Annotated in this window: 13 protein-coding genes; 7 read left to right on the top strand and 6 right to left on the bottom strand. The window is 59.9% G+C overall.

Annotation, left to right across the window (positions count from 1 at the left end; translation table 11 throughout):
* The first annotated feature begins 24 nt into the window (after window positions 1–24).
* From K3177_RS12075 to K3177_RS12065, 3 genes are all read left to right on the top strand, one after another.
* The gene (locus K3177_RS12075) at window positions 25–567 is read left to right on the top strand and encodes a DOMON-like domain-containing protein (RefSeq protein WP_221598444.1); all 543 of its coding nucleotides are present in this window, start codon (window positions 25–27) and stop codon (window positions 565–567) included.
* Window positions 564–1,766 carry an exo-beta-N-acetylmuramidase NamZ family protein gene (locus K3177_RS12070; protein ID WP_221598443.1) on the top strand — a complete coding sequence of 401 codons (1,203 nt, stop codon included), beginning with the start codon at window positions 564–566 and terminating at the stop codon, window positions 1,764–1,766. Before K3177_RS12075 ends, K3177_RS12070 begins: the two co-directional genes overlap by 4 nt.
* 140 nt (window positions 1,767–1,906) lie before the next feature.
* Window positions 1,907–3,196, top strand: coding sequence for a spinster family MFS transporter (locus K3177_RS12065; RefSeq protein ID WP_221598442.1), 1,290 nt, complete (start codon window positions 1,907–1,909; stop codon window positions 3,194–3,196).
* On the opposite strand, the gene K3177_RS12060 is transcribed toward K3177_RS12065, so the two are convergent.
* The 3 genes from K3177_RS12060 to K3177_RS12050 all read right to left on the bottom strand — a co-directional run bounded on the left by K3177_RS12060 (window position 3,106) and on the right by K3177_RS12050 (window position 5,654).
* Window positions 3,106–4,041, bottom strand: coding sequence for a DUF817 domain-containing protein (locus K3177_RS12060; protein ID WP_247714437.1), 936 nt, complete (start codon window positions 4,039–4,041; stop codon window positions 3,106–3,108). The genes K3177_RS12065 and K3177_RS12060 overlap by 91 nt on opposite strands.
* Window positions 4,042–4,059: 18 nt before the next feature.
* Window positions 4,060–4,401, bottom strand: a complete 342-nt coding sequence (locus K3177_RS12055) for a hypothetical protein (RefSeq protein ID WP_221598440.1) — start codon at window positions 4,399–4,401, stop codon at window positions 4,060–4,062.
* Between the two features lie 71 nt (window positions 4,402–4,472).
* Entirely contained in the window at window positions 4,473–5,654 is a 1,182-nt protein-coding gene (locus K3177_RS12050; protein WP_221598439.1) for a vWA domain-containing protein, read from the bottom strand.
* 132 nt (window positions 5,655–5,786) lie between these two features.
* Here K3177_RS12050 and K3177_RS12045 point away from each other — a divergent pair, with 132 nt between their 5' ends.
* On the top strand, window positions 5,787–7,187 hold the full coding sequence (locus K3177_RS12045) for a methyl-accepting chemotaxis protein (protein WP_221598438.1): 1,401 nt from the start codon (window positions 5,787–5,789) through the stop codon (window positions 7,185–7,187).
* 57 nt (window positions 7,188–7,244) lie between these two features.
* Here the strand turns inward: K3177_RS12045 and K3177_RS12040 are convergent, their stop codons facing one another.
* On the bottom strand, window positions 7,245–8,099 hold the full coding sequence (locus tag K3177_RS12040) for an AAA family ATPase (RefSeq protein ID WP_103024984.1): 855 nt from the start codon (window positions 8,097–8,099) through the stop codon (window positions 7,245–7,247).
* Window positions 8,100–8,458: 359 nt separating this feature from the next.
* On the opposite strand from K3177_RS12040, the gene K3177_RS12035 reads away from it, so the two are divergent.
* A complete protein-coding gene (locus K3177_RS12035) occupies window positions 8,459–9,670 on the top strand; it encodes a bifunctional alpha/beta hydrolase/OsmC family protein (protein ID WP_221598437.1) in 1,212 nt (403 codons plus the stop codon).
* A 75-nt stretch (window positions 9,671–9,745) separates the two neighbouring features.
* Here the strand turns inward: K3177_RS12035 and K3177_RS12030 are convergent, their stop codons facing one another.
* Together K3177_RS12030 and K3177_RS12025 are read right to left on the bottom strand one after the other, a co-directional pair.
* Window positions 9,746–11,047: an Nramp family divalent metal transporter gene (locus K3177_RS12030; RefSeq protein WP_221598436.1), complete on the bottom strand. Its 1,302-nt coding sequence runs from the start codon at window positions 11,045–11,047 to the stop codon at window positions 9,746–9,748.
* A 43-nt stretch (window positions 11,048–11,090) separates the two neighbouring features.
* Window positions 11,091–12,608 carry an alginate export family protein gene (locus tag K3177_RS12025; RefSeq protein WP_221598435.1) on the bottom strand — a complete coding sequence of 506 codons (1,518 nt, stop codon included), beginning with the start codon at window positions 12,606–12,608 and terminating at the stop codon, window positions 11,091–11,093.
* A 347-nt stretch (window positions 12,609–12,955) separates the two neighbouring features.
* Between K3177_RS12025 and K3177_RS12020 the strand changes: the two genes are divergently transcribed.
* Window positions 12,956–14,641 (top strand): sensor histidine kinase, encoded by a 1,686-nt coding sequence (locus K3177_RS12020; protein WP_345725402.1) that lies wholly within the window; start codon window positions 12,956–12,958, stop codon window positions 14,639–14,641.
* On the top strand, window positions 14,638–15,918 hold the full coding sequence (locus tag K3177_RS12015) for a sigma-54-dependent transcriptional regulator (RefSeq protein ID WP_345725401.1): 1,281 nt from the start codon (window positions 14,638–14,640) through the stop codon (window positions 15,916–15,918). The genes K3177_RS12020 and K3177_RS12015 overlap by 4 nt, the downstream gene beginning before the upstream one ends.
* The last annotated feature ends 45 nt before the right edge of the window (window positions 15,919–15,963 follow it).

The raw sequence follows: 15,963 nt of genomic DNA, 5'->3' as shown, positions 1-15,963 counted from the left end.
GTCCGCTAGCAGCTAAGGGGCGGCATGGAAATGTATCGATTGGTGCCGCATCAGGCTCATCCACCACTAGCGATTACCAGCATCGAAGCACGCGTCATCGGTCGCGATCCGAACTGGTTGAGGCTGCGCTGGCGTATCGAGGGGGCGGGCAGGCTCGTCGTGCCGAAATTCGCGGGCAAGGGCCGGGCGGACAATCTGTGGCAGAAAACCTGCTTTGAAGTGTTTCTGCAACCCGAAGGCGGTGAACCCTATTGCGAATTCAACCTTTCCCCTTCCGAAAGGTGGAACGCCTATGATTTCCATTCCCGACGCGAGGGCATGGCGGAACGACCCGTCCAACGTGAACCCGTCTGCACGATGCGCATGGGCAGCAGCTTCGCCATTTTCGACGCCGCAATCCCCGGCGCGGCGTTGCCGGAGGCCCACTGTGCCATGGGTCTGACGAGCGTGATCGAAGAAGAGGGCGGGCATAAAAGCTATTGGGCGCTGGCTCATCATGAAACGAAGCCGGATTTTCACGATCCGGCTTGCTTCACCGCCCGCCTTGCGCCACCCAGCGCGACATGAAATTCGGCATCGATCGTCTCATTGCAGAAGATGAACTTCGCAAGCCCCTCCAGAACCAGAGGGTTTCGCTCATTGCCCATCCGGCGTCGGTTACGGCGAGCCTCGATCATTCGCTCGATGCGTTGATCGATCGCGGGGTGAACGTCACCTCCGCCTTCGGCCCGCAGCACGGTCTGAAGGGCGACAAGCAGGACAATATGGTCGAGACCGCGGATGAAACCGATCCGCAGTATGGGATCCCCGTATTCAGCCTCTACGGAGAGGTTCGCCGCCCGACCGGACAAATGATGTCGAGCGCCGATATCTTCCTGTTCGATCTGCAGGACCTGGGTTGCCGCATCTACACCTTTGTCACGACATTGCTCTACATGCTCGAGGAGGCTGGGCGAGCGGGCAAGAGTGTCTGGGTGCTGGACCGGCCAAACCCTGCGGGCGGCCCGGTCGAGGGTACGCTTCTTCTTCCGGGACAGGAAAGTTTTGTCGGCGCCGGACCGATGGTGATGCGCCATGGTCTTACGATGGGAGAAATGGCAAAATGGTTCGTCGACCATTTCAAAATCGACGTCGACCTCAAAGTGATCGAAATGATCGGCTGGAAGCCCGGGCATCCTTCGGGATACGGTTGGCCGAAAGATCGGGTCTGGATCAATCCGAGCCCCAATGCCGCAAATCTGAACATGGCAAGAGCCTATCCCGGCACGGTGATGCTGGAAGGGACCACGCTTAGCGAGGGCAGGGGCACCACCCGCCCGCTGGAAGTGCTGTTCGGCGCGCCCGACATCGATGCGAAGGCGGTTCTGGCCGAGATGAAGCGTCTGGCACCGGTCTGGCTGCGAGGCTGCGCAATACGCGAATGCTGGTTCGAACCGACGTTTCACAAGCATGCCGGCAAATTGTGCAATGGCCTGATGATACATGCCGAGGGACCGTTCTACGATCACCACGCTTTCCAGCCGTGGCGACTGCAGGCGCTGGCTTTCAAAGCGATACGGCGCTTATATCCGGATTACCCCATCTGGCGGGACTTCCCTTACGAGTATGAATTCGATCGGCTGGCAATCGATGTCATCAATGGTGGGCCGGCCTTGCGCGAATGGGTCGACGATAGCGAATCCGTGCCCGACGATCTGAATGCCCTCGCGAGCGCCGATGAGCACGCATGGCGCCAAACCATCGCGCCGCATCTTATCTACAGCTAGTTCTCCCGTGGCCTCCCCCGTGAGAGCTTTATCGTCCCGACCGTCGGTTCAATTTTCCATCAACGGCCTTGACGAAGTGTCGTAATCAGTAAAGCTTGGCCAGACAAAACGGGCATACCCGTACTTCTGGAGAGGTTTTAATGGCGACGTCGGCAGAACGGCAGACCGGTGGGTCGGTGAGGGTTACACTGTGGATCCTGCTGATCGTCTATATCTTCAATTTCATCGATCGGCAGATCGTCAATATTCTCGCCGAACCGATCCGCATGGAACTCGGCCTGAGCGACACGCAGATCGGATTGATGACCGGTCTGGCATTCGCGCTGTTTTACACCGTGCTCGGATTGCCGATTGCACGGTTTTCGGACCGTTCGACCACCAACAGACCATGGCTCATCGGCGGGGCGCTGGCGATCTGGTCTGCGATGACGGCCCTGTGCGGACTGGCGCAGAATTTCGCCCAGCTTCTGCTGGCACGGATCGGCGTGGGCGTTGGTGAAGCAGGCTGTACACCCCCCGCGCACTCCCTGATTGCCGATCTCGTCGAACCTTCCAAACGGGCATCGGCGCTTGCCTTCTATGCCCTGGGAATTCCCGTCGGCACGCTCCTCGGGATGTTCATAGGCGGGTTGCTGGCAGACGCGGTGGGGTGGAGAAACGCGTTCCTGATCGTTGGTCTGCCCGGATTGATCCTCGCGATAATCGTCTTCACCACCCTGAAGGATCCGCGGCGGACGGGGCTCGTCAAGCAAACAGCTGCCCAGGCATCGGCTGGACAAATGCCCTTGAAGGACGCGCTGAGGGCGATGTTCAGTTCCCGCGCTTTCGTGCTTCTGGTGATCGCCGGTTCGGCAGCTGCGTTTCTTGGCTATGGGAAAATCACCTGGATCACGATCTTCTTCCAGAGAACGCACGGCCTGACACCAGGAGAGACGGGCTTCTGGTTCGGCGTCGTCAATGGCGGTGCGGGTATCGCCGGCACCATGCTGGGCGGATATATTGCCGACCGGTACGGCGCGAAGAACCGCAGGCATGTTCTGACCGCACCGGCCCTGGGAATGGTGCTCACCATCCCATTCGCGCTGTGGGCGTTCATGACCGACAACTGGTTCCTGGCTCTGTTCCTGCTGATCATACCGACGCTGTGCAACTCGCTATATTACGGCCCCACATACTCGAGCGTTCAGGGTCTAGTCCCGCTTCGGGCACGCGCGATCGCAGCTGCAGTATTGCTCTTTTTCCAGAACCTGATCGGCCTCGGGCTTGGGCCTCTATTCTTCGGTATGCTGTCCGATATGCTTCAGCCTACGTATGGAGAGGAAAGCGTCAGGTATGTGCTTTACGGAGCCACATTCCTCGCGCTCGTTCCCGCATTTTTCTTCTGGCGCTGCTCGCTGCGACTGGACGAAGAGCTCGACCGTAAGGACTGATCCGGCTCACGAACCGGGGCCACCAGTTCAACCAGGACGAAACTGATCAGCATCAGGAGAAACCAGCTGCCCAGCTTGGCGAGGCTGACCATCTGCCAACCGTTCTCCTGACCGGGATAAGTCCAGGCGCGCGCGAATGTGCCGATGTTCTCCGCGCCCCAGATGAACAGGGCAACGAGCAGAAACCCCAGCAAGAGCGGCATCCAGCGATGTTCGCGCCAGTTGCGGAAATAGACCCTGGTTCGTGCAAACAGGAGGATAGTCGCCGCGAAGAGAGCGAGGCGTATGTCGGGTAGCCAGTGATGGGCGAAGAAATTCACATAGACCGCGGCGGCAAGCAACCAGGTCAAACCACGCTTTGGATAGCCAGTGTAGCGGAAATCGAAAATTCGCCAGACCCTTGCGATATAGCTGCCGACGGCCGCATACATGAACCCCGAGAAGAGCGGGACCGAGCCGATATGTAGGATGCTTGCTTCGGGATATACCCACGAGCCGGCGGCTGTCTTGAACAGTTCCATGACCGTGCCGACCACGTGGAAGATCAGGATCACCTTCGCTTCCGCCCAGGTTTCCAGTCGAAAGGCGAGCATGCCGCCCTGAATGGCGACTGCGGCGATCGTAAGGAAATCATAGCGGTGAACTGGCGCGTCTTCCGGATAGAAGAAGTGCGTGGCCAGAAGAAGCGCGAGCATGAGGCCGCCGAACAGGCACGCCCAAGCCTGCTTTATGCCAAACAGCAGAAATTCATACAGCCCAAGGCGCCACCCGCTACCCGGATCGAACCGTTCGAGGCTGAGGCGAATTCGAGCGAAACGTGAGTGATCGAACTCATTCGTTCGCAACGCTGTCATCAAGACAGATCAGCGCGCCGGTTCAAGACGGGCTGGGCCATCCGGAGAAGAGGGCAGGGGGCGGAAATCCGCCTTGTCGTTGTGCATTACCATGACGCTGCAACCGTCAATCTTCTTGTCAACTGCGGCAATGAAATAGGGTTTGTCAGCCGTTGCAGGCTGGCGATCAAGTTTGGGTAGAACGGAATCCTGCCGCGCTTGCGTAATCAGATCGTCGCAAGCGTCTCGCTCGAAATCCGGAGTTCCCAAGACCGGCATTGCCGATCGAGGCGCGCTGTGCGTCGCTTCGCCTTCAGGTGGAGACGCCGCTATCGATAGGCCGGCTGCGCAAAGCAGAAATGTAACTCTCATCGACATTCTCCTTTCCACACACGGTAAAGCAAAATTAGGAAGGGTTACAAGATGGGGTTCACTTGGCCGCGTCAGCCCTGCTTGCGGCTCAGTTCGCGCATCGCATCATCCAGCCCGTCGAGCGTAAGCGGGTACATACGGTCATTGACGATGTGCTTCATGACCTTGGTCGACTGCGAATAGCCCCATTGCTTTTCGGGCACGGGGTTCAACCATACTGTTGCCGGGTAGGTGTTTACCACGCGCTGCATCCACGTGGCGCCAGCCTCTTCGTTCATATGTTCCACACTGCCGCCGGGATGCGTGATTTCGTAAGGGCTCATCGCGGCGTCTCCAACGAAGACGACCTTGTAGTCATGCCCATATTTGTGGAGCAGGTCCCAGGTCTTGGTACGTTCCTGCCAGCGACGGCGATTGTCCTTCCAGACGCCTTCGTAGAGACAATTGTGGAAGTAGAAGAATTCCAGATTCTTGAATTCGCTGGTCGCGGCGCTGAACAGTTCCTCGGTGATCTTGATGAACGGGTCCATAGATCCGCCGACGTCGAGAAACAGGAGCAGTTTCACCGCATTGCGACGTTCGGGTCGCATATGAATATCCAGCCAGCCCTGCTTTGCCGTGCCTTCGATCGTCGCGTCGATATCCAGCTGGTCGGCGGCGCCTTCACGGGCAAACCGGCGTAGACGGCGCAGGGCCATCTTGATGTTGCGAGTGCCGAGTTCCTTGGTGTTGTCGAGATTCTTGAATTCTCGCTTGTCCCACACCTTGAGCGCGCGCTTGTGCTTGCTTTCGCCGCCTATACGCACGCCTTCCGGGTTGTAACCGGAATTGCCAAATGGCGAGGTGCCACCCGTGCCGATCCACTTGTTACCGCCCTGGTGACGCTTTTCCTGTTCTTCGAGCCGCTTCTTCAGCGTCTCCATGATCTCGTCCCAATCGCCCAGGCTCTTGATTTTTTCCATCTCCTCGTCGGAGAGAAATTTCTCGGCCACAGCCTTGAGCCAATCTTCGGGTATGTCGACAGGGTTCTGACCGTAATCGCTGAGGACGCCCTTGAAGACCCGCTGGAAGACCTGGTCGAACCGGTCGAGCAGGCCTTCGTCCTTCACGAAGGTGGCCCGGGAGAGGTAATAGAACGCCTCGGGCGATTGTTCGATGACATCGCGATCCAACGCCTCGATGAGCGTCAGGTGTTCCTTGAAGCTTGCGGGGATGCCCGCAGCGCGGAGCTCGTCGACGAAATTTAAGAACATCGGTAATGTCTAGCGCGTGCCGATCCGTCGCACCAGTCCTGCTTTGCCACTCGTCGCGGAGGCCATTTAACCGTCCGCTAACCACCCTTCGTTAGGAGGTTCGCAAACAGGGACAAAGGGGTCACAACAGCCATGGAACTTAGCGCGATCGATGCCCGGGGCGCATCGGCTCTCGACAGGATACCCGAAGCGTGCGGGAAGGTCACCGTGGGCTGTTCCGACGTCGCCGGTATCGTTCAGGGCGTGATCGATTCCTTCGGCCACCTGCGTAGCGAATATGTCGAGTTGCAGGGTACCGTACGCGCCCTCGATGAAGACCAGAGTAAAGTCCTGGAGGCGAGCGACGAAGCGCGTTTGCTTTCCGAACGCGCCATCGAACGCCTCAACGACGGCACGACGCTTATCAGCAGCTCGCTCAACGAGATCGGCAATCTCCTGCGCCTAGTCGAAACACTGACGGAGCACGTTACCGGCTTTGCTGCGGCAATGGACCAGGTGCGGCGATCGAGCCAGGAAATCGACCAGATTGCCGAAACGACCAACATTCTCGCACTGAATGCCACCATCGAGGCCATGCGGGCCGGTGAACAGGGACGCACCTTCGCCGTTGTCGCGAACGAGGTAAAGGCGCTCGCCAGCGAAACGCGCAAGGCGACTGAGGAAATCAGCCGGACCGTCGATATGCTGGGCGGCGAGGCGGAGCAGGTCATCGAGAAGATCCAGAGTGGTGCCGCGGCCAGCACACAGGCCAAGAACTCCGTCGGTGCGATCGAAGACACGATGCGCAGCGTCACCGAACTGCTGCTCGAGGTCGACGGACAACAAGACCAGATTGCCCGCAACACGGCCACGATTTCTGATCACGTTCATCGGGTTCAGGACGTGCTTGGTGATTTCGACGGTGCTGTCAGCGAAAACGAAAGCAAGCTCGCGACAGCGCATGGGCGCATGGAAGAGCTTGAACTGATCGCCAGCGACATGTTCGACAAACTTGTCAAAGCGGGTCTGTCGCCGCAGGACAGCTCCATGGTCGAGAAGGCGCAGGGACATGCGCAGGAGATCGTCGCACTTGCCGAGCAGGCCATCGCCGCGGGCGAACTGTCGATGGATCAGCTGTTCGATCGGAACTATCGTCAGGTTCCGGGTACCAATCCGCCCCTTTACCGCACGGCGCTGAGCGAATGGGCCGATGCCAATTGGCGTCCGCTGAACGATCGCGTGAGCGGCGAAGGCGGGGCCGTCATCATGTGTTCGCAGGCAGACATGAGCGGATTCCTTCCGACTCACGTTACCGCGCATTCGCGCCAGCCGACGGGCGATCTGGCGCATGATACGAAATACTGCCGCAATGGCCGCATCATTCTTGAAGGGATCGACCACGTCGCGAAGGCGACCACCGATCCGTACACGATGGCGGTCTACCGCCAGGAAGGCGACGGCAAGAACTACATGGTCGTGCGCAACGTTTATGTGCCGCTTCACATCGGCGGGCGACGCTGGGGCGATTTCGAGCTAGCTTACAGCTTCCGGTAAAATCGACGGTCAGTAAGGGCGATGGGACTGCAAACGTCAGCCCCATCGCACACCGAATTATTGCTGGCGCCGGGCCATGAAAGCGAGGCGTTCGAACATCATAACGTCCTGTTCGTTCTTGAGCAGGGCGCCGTGCAGCGGCGGGATCGCGGCGTTGGGATTGGCGTCCTGCAGCACGTCGAGCGGCATATCTTCGTTGAGGAGCAGCTTGAGCCAGTCGATCAATTCGCTGGTCGAGGGCTTCTTCTTAAGGCCGGGGACGTCACGGATTTCGTAGAAAATTTCCATCGCCTTGGTGACGAGAGATTTCTGGATGCCCGGGAAGTGGACTTCGATGATGTCGCGCATCGTGTCGTGATCGGGGAACTTGATGTAATGGAAGAAGCAACGACGCAGGAATGCGTCGGGCAGTTCCTTTTCATTGTTCGAGGTAATCACCACGATCGGGCGTTCTTTCGCTTCGATCCGCTCGTGCGTTTCGTACACGTCGAAGCTCATGCGATCGAGTTCCTGCAGAAGATCGTTCGGAAATTCGATATCGGCCTTGTCGATTTCGTCGATCAGCAGGACGGGCAACTGCGGTGAGGTGAAGGCTTCCCACAGCTTTCCCTTCTTGATGTAGTTGGCGATGTCGTGAACGCGCTCGTCACCGAGCTGGCCATCGCGCAGACGGGCAACGGCGTCATATTCATACAGGCCCTGCTGCGCCTTGGTGGTCGATTTCACGTTCCATTCGATCAGGGGCGCATCGATGGCCTTGGCGATTTCATGCGCGAGGACCGTCTTGCCGGTACCCGGTTCGCCCTTGACCAGAAGCGGACGGCGCAGCGTCACCGCGGCGTTGACCGCCACCTTGAGATCTTCGGTGGCGATATAGGACTTCGTACCTTCGAAACGGCTCGGTTCGGTCATCGGTTTTCCCTTGCAACTTTACGTAAGCGTTAGGGGCCGCAGAAGTGAAGGGCAAGGGGCATCTCGAACCCAACCGTGACAGCGACCGGGGGTGAATTAAAAACTCCATATCCTTCTATTACTCCGCATAAACAGAGGGATATGGGGCAAATGATCAAATTCGTTGTCACCTTAGTTTTCGCCGGCAGCAACCATCCCGACTGCCGGTCGATGTAGCGACATGCACGAATTACCCGTTGTAGAAAAATGTCCAGTCGCGTGACGATGGCGAAAGAGGGCAACACCCCGGCGGTATCTTTGCAGAGCCTTCGTCCCTACTATCGAAGATCAGATTATCCGTCACGCCGCGAGGAGACCCCATGCCGACCGAAACCATCACCATTGCGACCAATGCGGGCCATAATCTGGAGGGTTCGCTCGAATTACCGACGGGTCTGGTGCGTGGTGCCGCGCTGTTCGCGCATTGTTTTACCTGCACCCGTCAGAGCAGGGCGGCGGTACATGTTTCCCGTGCCCTGGCGAAGCAGGGCATCGCCTGCTTGCGGTTCGACTTTACCGGGCTTGGAGGCAGCGAGGGGGATTTCGGGCATGCCGGCTTCGCCACGGATATCGCAGATCTGGTTGCTGCGGCAGAGCATTTGCTCGAGCGCTTCGCGCAGCCGATCCTGCTTGTGGGACACAGTCTGGGCGGCGCGGCGGTTCTGGCGGCGGCGGATGATATCGGTTTCGACAGGATCGCTGCCATCGCCACCATCAGCGCGCCCAGCGACGTGCCGCATGTCCTTCAGCGCATCGACGGCGATATCGACGCCATACGAAAGGAGGGGGAGGGCCCGGTCACAATCGGCGGGCATTCCTTCATACTCAGCCGCGAATTCATCGAGCGGGTAGAGGATGTCGATCTGCTTTCCCAAGTCAGCAAGTTGAAGCGGCCGCTGCTGTTCCTCCATTCGCCCACCGACGAACTGGTGGGGATAGAGAACGCCACCGCGCTATTTAGTGCAGCGAGGCATCCGAAGAGCTTCGTCAGCCTGGATCACGCCGATCACCTCCTGCTGGACGACAAGGACGCCGCGTTCGCAGCCGATGTCATCGCCGCATGGGCGAGCCGTTATATCCCTGTAAGGGACGATTGGCCGATGCCGGAGGAAGGCGTGGTCGTTAAGACGGGCCATGGCAAATTCGGAACAGAAGTGCACACGGCCACCCACCGCTTCGTGGCCGACGAGCCGGCAGACTATGGCGGTGACGATAGCGGTCCCACGCCCTACGATCTTTTGACCGCGGCGCTGGGGACCTGCACGGCCATGACGATGAAAATGTACGCGGACCGGAAAGGCTGGCCGCTAGACGGTGTGACTGTGCAGGTGACGCATGAGAACAATCACGAATGCGTGCATGCCAAGGCGATGGAAGACGGAACCAAGATCCAGGCGCTCAATCGCCGGATCTCGATCCACGGCGATGAACTGGACGACGACCAGAAAGCGCGAATACTGGAAATGGCGGACAAGTGCCCGGTTCACCGCACCCTGGAAGGCGAACTGCACATCCACACCGATCCGCTTTAGAATTGCGGAAAATTGATACCCGGCGACAGGCTTCACGCTTGCACAGAAGCGTCGCCGGGCATCCGTCGTAGCCTGTCAACTGAGCAGGCGCGCGACCTGCTGGACGGCAAGCACCACGAACAGGATTGCAGAGCCCGCGAGCGTCAAGTTCGCGACCACACCGTTTCGGGCGTGGGCTGGTACCCGTTCGGAATTGTTGAGCATCAGCAGCGTAACGGCCAGGAACGGCATGAACAGCGCGCCGAACGCCCCGTAGATGATGACCAGCAGGAACGGCCGGTCTGCAAACAGCAGGATCATGGGCGGGAATGTCAGCCAGGCGAGATAGAACTTGTAGGCGCCGCTGCCTTCATGGCCGCCTTCGCTGGCGCCGCGCAACTGGTACCACCAGTCGGAGAAGAACAGGCTCATGCCCTGCCAGACACCCAAAAGCGATGAGAGGGAAGTCGCCGCAAAGCCGACCAGGAACAAGGTCGCGATGGTCGCGCCGAAGCGTTCTTCGAGCACACCGGACAGGCCCAGCAGGCCCTTGTCGCTGTCTTCAAGCGCAATACCTGCAGAATAAAGCAGTTCCGCGCCGACAATCAGCATGGCGATGACGAAAATGCCGGTAACGATATAGGCCAGCGCATTATCCACCCGCATCATCGGGAACCACGGCATGCCGCGCCAGCCCTTGGCCTGCGTCCAGTAACCATAGGCTGCGGTGGTGATGGTCCCACCCACGCCGCCGATCATGCCCAGCGTATAGAACAGCGATCCTTCGGGAAGTTCGAACGTCATCCCGCGTGCCATGTCGGGAAGGCTGGGCGCCACCAGGAAAGCGAGGCCGACCATGATGATGAACATGAGGCCAACCAATATCTTCATGACGATTTCGAAGGTTTCGTACCTGTTGAACCATACGAAGACGAAGCCGAAGATACCGGCGATGATCGCCCAGGCCCGCAGGGGCAGTTCCGGGAACAGGGCTGTCAGAGGAAGGGCGGTCGCGCTCATGGCGGTGGCCCCGTAGATGAAGCCCCAGATGATGACGTAAACGCCGAAATACCAGCTCGTCCATTTGCCCAGGGAGCGCCAGCCCGCCAGGATCGTGGACCCAGTGGCAAGGTGATAGCGCGCCGACCCTTCGGAAAGGGCGATCTTGACGATGCAGCCGACGACCGCCGCCCACAGCAGGGCATAGCCAAAGCGGGAACCGGCAATCAGGGTGGCGACCAGGTCGCCTGCACCGACACCGGTGGCGGCGACCACGATGCCAGGCCCAAGATGGCGCCACATCTGCCCGCGGGTGGGCGGAGCGGAATGCGCATCGGGTCCCTCGGAGCTGGTGGCCGATGGGCCAGTCTGCGCAGTTACGCCGGTTTCAGTATTCATGTCTCTCCCCTGTGACCTTGGCGGCCCTTATGGTGGAACAAAATCAGAAGCGGTAGCTCAGCCATGCTGTCGCAAAAAAGCTGTCGGCATAGCCCGCGCGGGTCAGAACGTTTCGCGCGATGGTGTATTCGGTGCGTGTACCCAGGAACAGGCGCGGCGTGATATTCCACCGGGTCTGCATGCGGATCATGTCAGCCACCTTATGCCCGGACACCTGATCGGTGCCTACGTAAGGGCGGTTGATGGGGCGATAGACCGCGTCGGTTTCTTCCGGACGATAGCTGAGCTGGTATTCGAGATTGACCGAAAAGTTCTTAAAGGCCTGGAAATTGAAACCGGGCGTGACCGCCAGCAAATTGGTCGGCGTCATGGTGATCTGATAGCCGAACGGCGCATTGATGCCATAGGGCGTGGTGGCGGTGCGCAATGTGCCCGTGCCGCTGGTGCCGTTGCCCCCGCTGCCATAATCGAAGCGCAGACCGACCGAAGGCGCGGTGCGATCTTCGCCCAGACGATAGGTCTGCGACAGGAATACCTGCCAGGCGGAAATGTCGCGATCGCCAAATGATCCGGACTGGTAGTTCGCGTTCCAATCCACCGTGATCGGACCCGCGCTGCCCCAAAGACGTGCGCCCGTATACAGGCGCCGATCATCGGCAATTTGTGGCCCCCACGTGAGATCGTTCTGCCTCAACCGCCAGATGAAGGGATCGAAGTACAATTTCGATCCCCCGAACATATCGGTCGCCAAGACAAAACCGAGATTTACACCGCTGAAGCGGGTATCGTCGTCGCTGCGATCGTCACTAGTGCCACCCGCGCCGAGCTCGGTGAATTCGAAATCGAACAGTCCTGCGCGAACGCGAGAGCCGCGAACCCATGTCCGCAGGCCGTTGACGACGAAGCGGATAGTGTTGAAATCGCGTGACCCGATCAACAACGCGGACCCATCGAGGAATTCCTGGCGGCCGTAGCGCGCACCAGCCTCGAGCCCTGCAATATCACCGCTGACTTCCGCGAAGGCTTGCTGGACGACGAGGTCGTTCTTGAAGTTGGTCTGCTGGGTAGTGAGATTGCGACCGTCGAGCCCCCCATGGGCGATCTCGGCGAAGAGCCGGACATTCGGCCCTAAATGCAGGTCCGCGCCGCCGATCACCCGGAGCCGGTCACGCCGTTCGGTAGGGCGTTCGACCAAGCCGGTGTTGGTGAGAAAATCACTGCGGACGCGAATTTCGCCCGAGAGGGTTAGGTAGACTTCGCCGTCGTCCGAAAGAGGCAGGAATTTAAGCCGATCCAGGAAATCGTCGCGCTTTGCCTGGTCGGCCATGGCGCGCCAATCCTCGGTCCAGCGGGTCGAGGCGAGGCGACCCACGACCTGACCTTCGCCGATTGCTTCGCGTGGGTAGGGATCGGTTGCGGGTGTCTCGTCCCGGTCTTGGCCTACATCGCCCGTGGCCTGCGAGGCGACGGGCGCCTGGGCGCTTTCATCGTCACTGCTAGCCGTGGGCAGATTGGGCTGGGCAGCTCCTGCAAAGGCCAGAGCGAGCATGATCGATTGCATGATCCGCGCTTCTTATCGAGCTGCGAAAAACTGGCCGGCGGGCGTTGACCCACACGTCGCTTGCGCGAGCGGCGGTGCGATGGGTCGATCGATGATCGGCAAGTCTTGTGCCATGATGATGTCCTCTCTCTCTCGCAGGTCCCGCTTTCTGCGGGATCCCCCAACGGCGGAGCATTCGTGCGCCCTGCCGACCTTGAAGGAGGAGAATGACCGATTTCGTGGCGTGGCGAAGAGGATTTCCATCTTGAGTAAAGTGGTGGAATATCAGTGATTTGCTTTACGCCTCCAGTTTTTATGTGCCGAACTATAGACAGACACACCTCGGTATGTGCAGAAATATGCACATAGTGTTCGAACGTGATTCGCCCCTCAGATATGCCTGGCGCTGGATAGTTGCGGTCGTTGCAAGCGTTGCTGCGGCGGGTTGGCTTGCCGGACTGGCCGCCGCGCAATTCACGCAGGATGCGACCGCATCACGCATGGCAACCGAAGCACAACTGCGCGCCTCGCTGCTGGAAAGCGAAGTTGCGCGATACCGGCTTCTGCCGACGCTGCTGGCGAACGATGTCGACGTGTTGCGATCCGTGGATGACGCGCCAGGCGCACGCGAGACGCTCGATGCACAGTTTGCCCAACTCGCCGATGCAACCGGAGCAGCGGCCATTTTCCTGCTGGCACCCAATGGGGATACGATCAGCGCCAGCAACGCCAACACACCGATGAGCTTTCTTGGCCAGAATTTCGCCTTTCGCGAATATTATCGCGAGGCACGCCGCGGCGGCACCGGTATCGATTATGCCCGGGGAACAGTAAGCGGCAAGCCCGGACTGTTCCTCTCCCGGGGAACTGCCAACGGCGGCGTGGTCGTCGTCAAACTCGAATTCGATGAGCTGGAAGCCCAATGGGCTCGTGGGGGAGGGGCCACCATGGTCGAGGGGCAGAACGGGACTGTCCTGATCACCAGCGATCCTGCCCTTCGTTTCCGCACCAGCGACGCGGGTAGTGAAGAGGGCGATCTCTCGGCGCTGCTGGGCGGCGCGCAAATCGCCGCTGCCGTCCCGATCGCCGTGGAAGGCTGGAAGCTCGTCCATGCAGAACCGCGCGCAGTGGCGCTTGGCGGAGTGGTGCCGATCGCCCGCCTCGCCGGCGCGCTGGCGGCGTTGGCCGTGCTTGCGCTGACGTGGATCGTTCTCGCGCGTCGCCGCCGACGGGTCGACATGGAGCGCGCGCGGATAGCACGCACGGCGGAACTCGAATCCGAAGTGGAGGCCCGCACTCGCGCTCTCCGGCTGGAAATGGACGAACGGGCAGCAAGCGAGGAACGTGCCGCTGCCCTGCGGGAGGGGCTGCGTCAGGCAAACCGCCTCGCCACGCTGGGACAGGTGACGGCCGGGGTCGCCCACGAAACCGCACAGCCGGTCGCCGCGATCCGGACCTATGCGGCCAATGGCGTTACGCTGTCCGAAAGGGGAGACAGCGCAGGCGTATCCGAGAACTTCGTCGCCATCTCACGCCTGGCAGACAGGATCGGAAAGATCACAGCGGAGCTTCGCAATTTCTCCCGAAAACGGACCGACAAGCTTGAAGATGTCCGACTGAGCGACGCCATGGCAGGGGCGCAACTCATTCTCAAAGAGCGGTTGCGGCCGATCGAGCTCGATCTCGCACCCGAAATGGAGACACTGACAGTCCGCGCCGGCCGGGTTCAACTGGAGCAAATCCTGGTCAATCTGCTACAGAATTCGGCCGAGGCGCTGGTTGATGTGCCGGATGCAAAGGTCACGATAAGTGTACGAAAAGAAAACGGAATGATTGTCATGAACGTTGCCGACAATGGTCCCGGTCTGTCGAAAGCGATGATTGCGCGACTGTTCACTCCGTTTTCCACCGAGCGTGAGGGCGGGCTGGGGCTTGGCCTGGTGATCGCCCGTGACATCGCGCGAGATATGGGCGGAGATCTTCGTCACGTCGCCAAGGGCGGGAAGGGCGCGGCGTTCGAGCTTACCTTGCGCCCGGCAGGAGAAGTGCCGTGACGTCTCGCGGACCGGTGATGGTCGTCGACGATGATGCGGATCTGCGCGCATCATTAAGCCAGATGCTGACACTCGCCGGGTATGAGGTCAGCGAAGCGCGCGACGGCGCCGAAGCGTTGCGGGCGCTAAGTCGCGAATTCGCCGGACCAATCGTCAGTGACATCCGCATGCCGGGAGTGGACGGGATCGAGCTGCTAGAGGCAGTGTGCGACATGGATCCCGAACTTCCGGTGATCCTGCTTACCGGTCATGGCGACGTTGCGATGGCGGTAGACGCCCTGAAATCAGGGGCTTGGGATTTCCTGACCAAACCCTTCGACCCGCACGAGCTTGAAGGGGCCGTATCGCGCGCGGCGGACAAGCGGCGACTGGTCATGGAAAACCGCCAGCTAAAGGCCATGGCGGGGAAGGGGGCGCGGACATCCCCGATCATCGGGCATTCTGCCGCTATCGAACAAGTGCGCCAGACGCTGGCGGCGCTAGCCCCGACGCCGATCGATCTGCTGATTGAAGGGGAAAGCGGAACGGGAAAGGAACTTGCGGCGCGGGTGCTGCACCATGATTCCCGAAATTCCCGGCGGTTCGTTGTGCTGCCCTGTGCAGGTATAACGGAAGCGATGGCGCAGGATCGGTTGTTTGCGCCCGATGGCCCCATTGCCGATGCGCAAGGTGGCACGCTTTTCATCGATGACCTGCATCGTGCCGGGCCGCTGCTGCAGTCTCGCCTCGCGGAATTTGCTGAGACGCGCCAGCTCGGCACTCTCGATCGGGATCAGGCGCTCAACGTGGCCTGCCGGGTAATCACAACGGTGGCTCACCGTGACGATCTCGCCAAGATCGATCCCGCCTTGCTTTATCGCGTATCCAGCATGCGCGTAACGCTGCCGCCGTTGCGCGAGCGTCGAGAGGACATTCCGTTGTTGCTCACCCATTTTCTGGGAGAGGCTGCACAAAAACATGGTCGTGAACCGATCCAGCCCAATCGGTCCACGTTGGATTGGGCGACGGGCCATCGATGGCCCGGCAACGTCCGCGAGCTTGAAAATCTGGCCGAACGCATGATCCTTGGGTTGGAGACGAGTTTTGGCGTTGGAGAGCAAACGCAAACATTGCCGGAGCGGCTCGAGGCTTTCGAGCGCAACCAGATCATCGCCACGCTGGCCGCGTCAGGTGGCAGCGTCGCCAAGACGATCGAGCGCCTCGGCATTCCGCGCAAGACGTTTTATTACAAGGCGAACAAACTCGGGATCGATCCAGCGCAGTTCCGCGGCGACTGAATGAAACGATCGTTTGTCAGAATTTTGCTTGGGAGGTGTTTGCGC

It is taken from the genome of Qipengyuania pacifica, assembly GCF_019711555.1.
GTDB lineage: Bacteria > Pseudomonadota > Alphaproteobacteria > Sphingomonadales > Sphingomonadaceae > Qipengyuania > Qipengyuania pacifica.
This window is presented reverse-complemented; position numbering and strand designations above follow the sequence as displayed.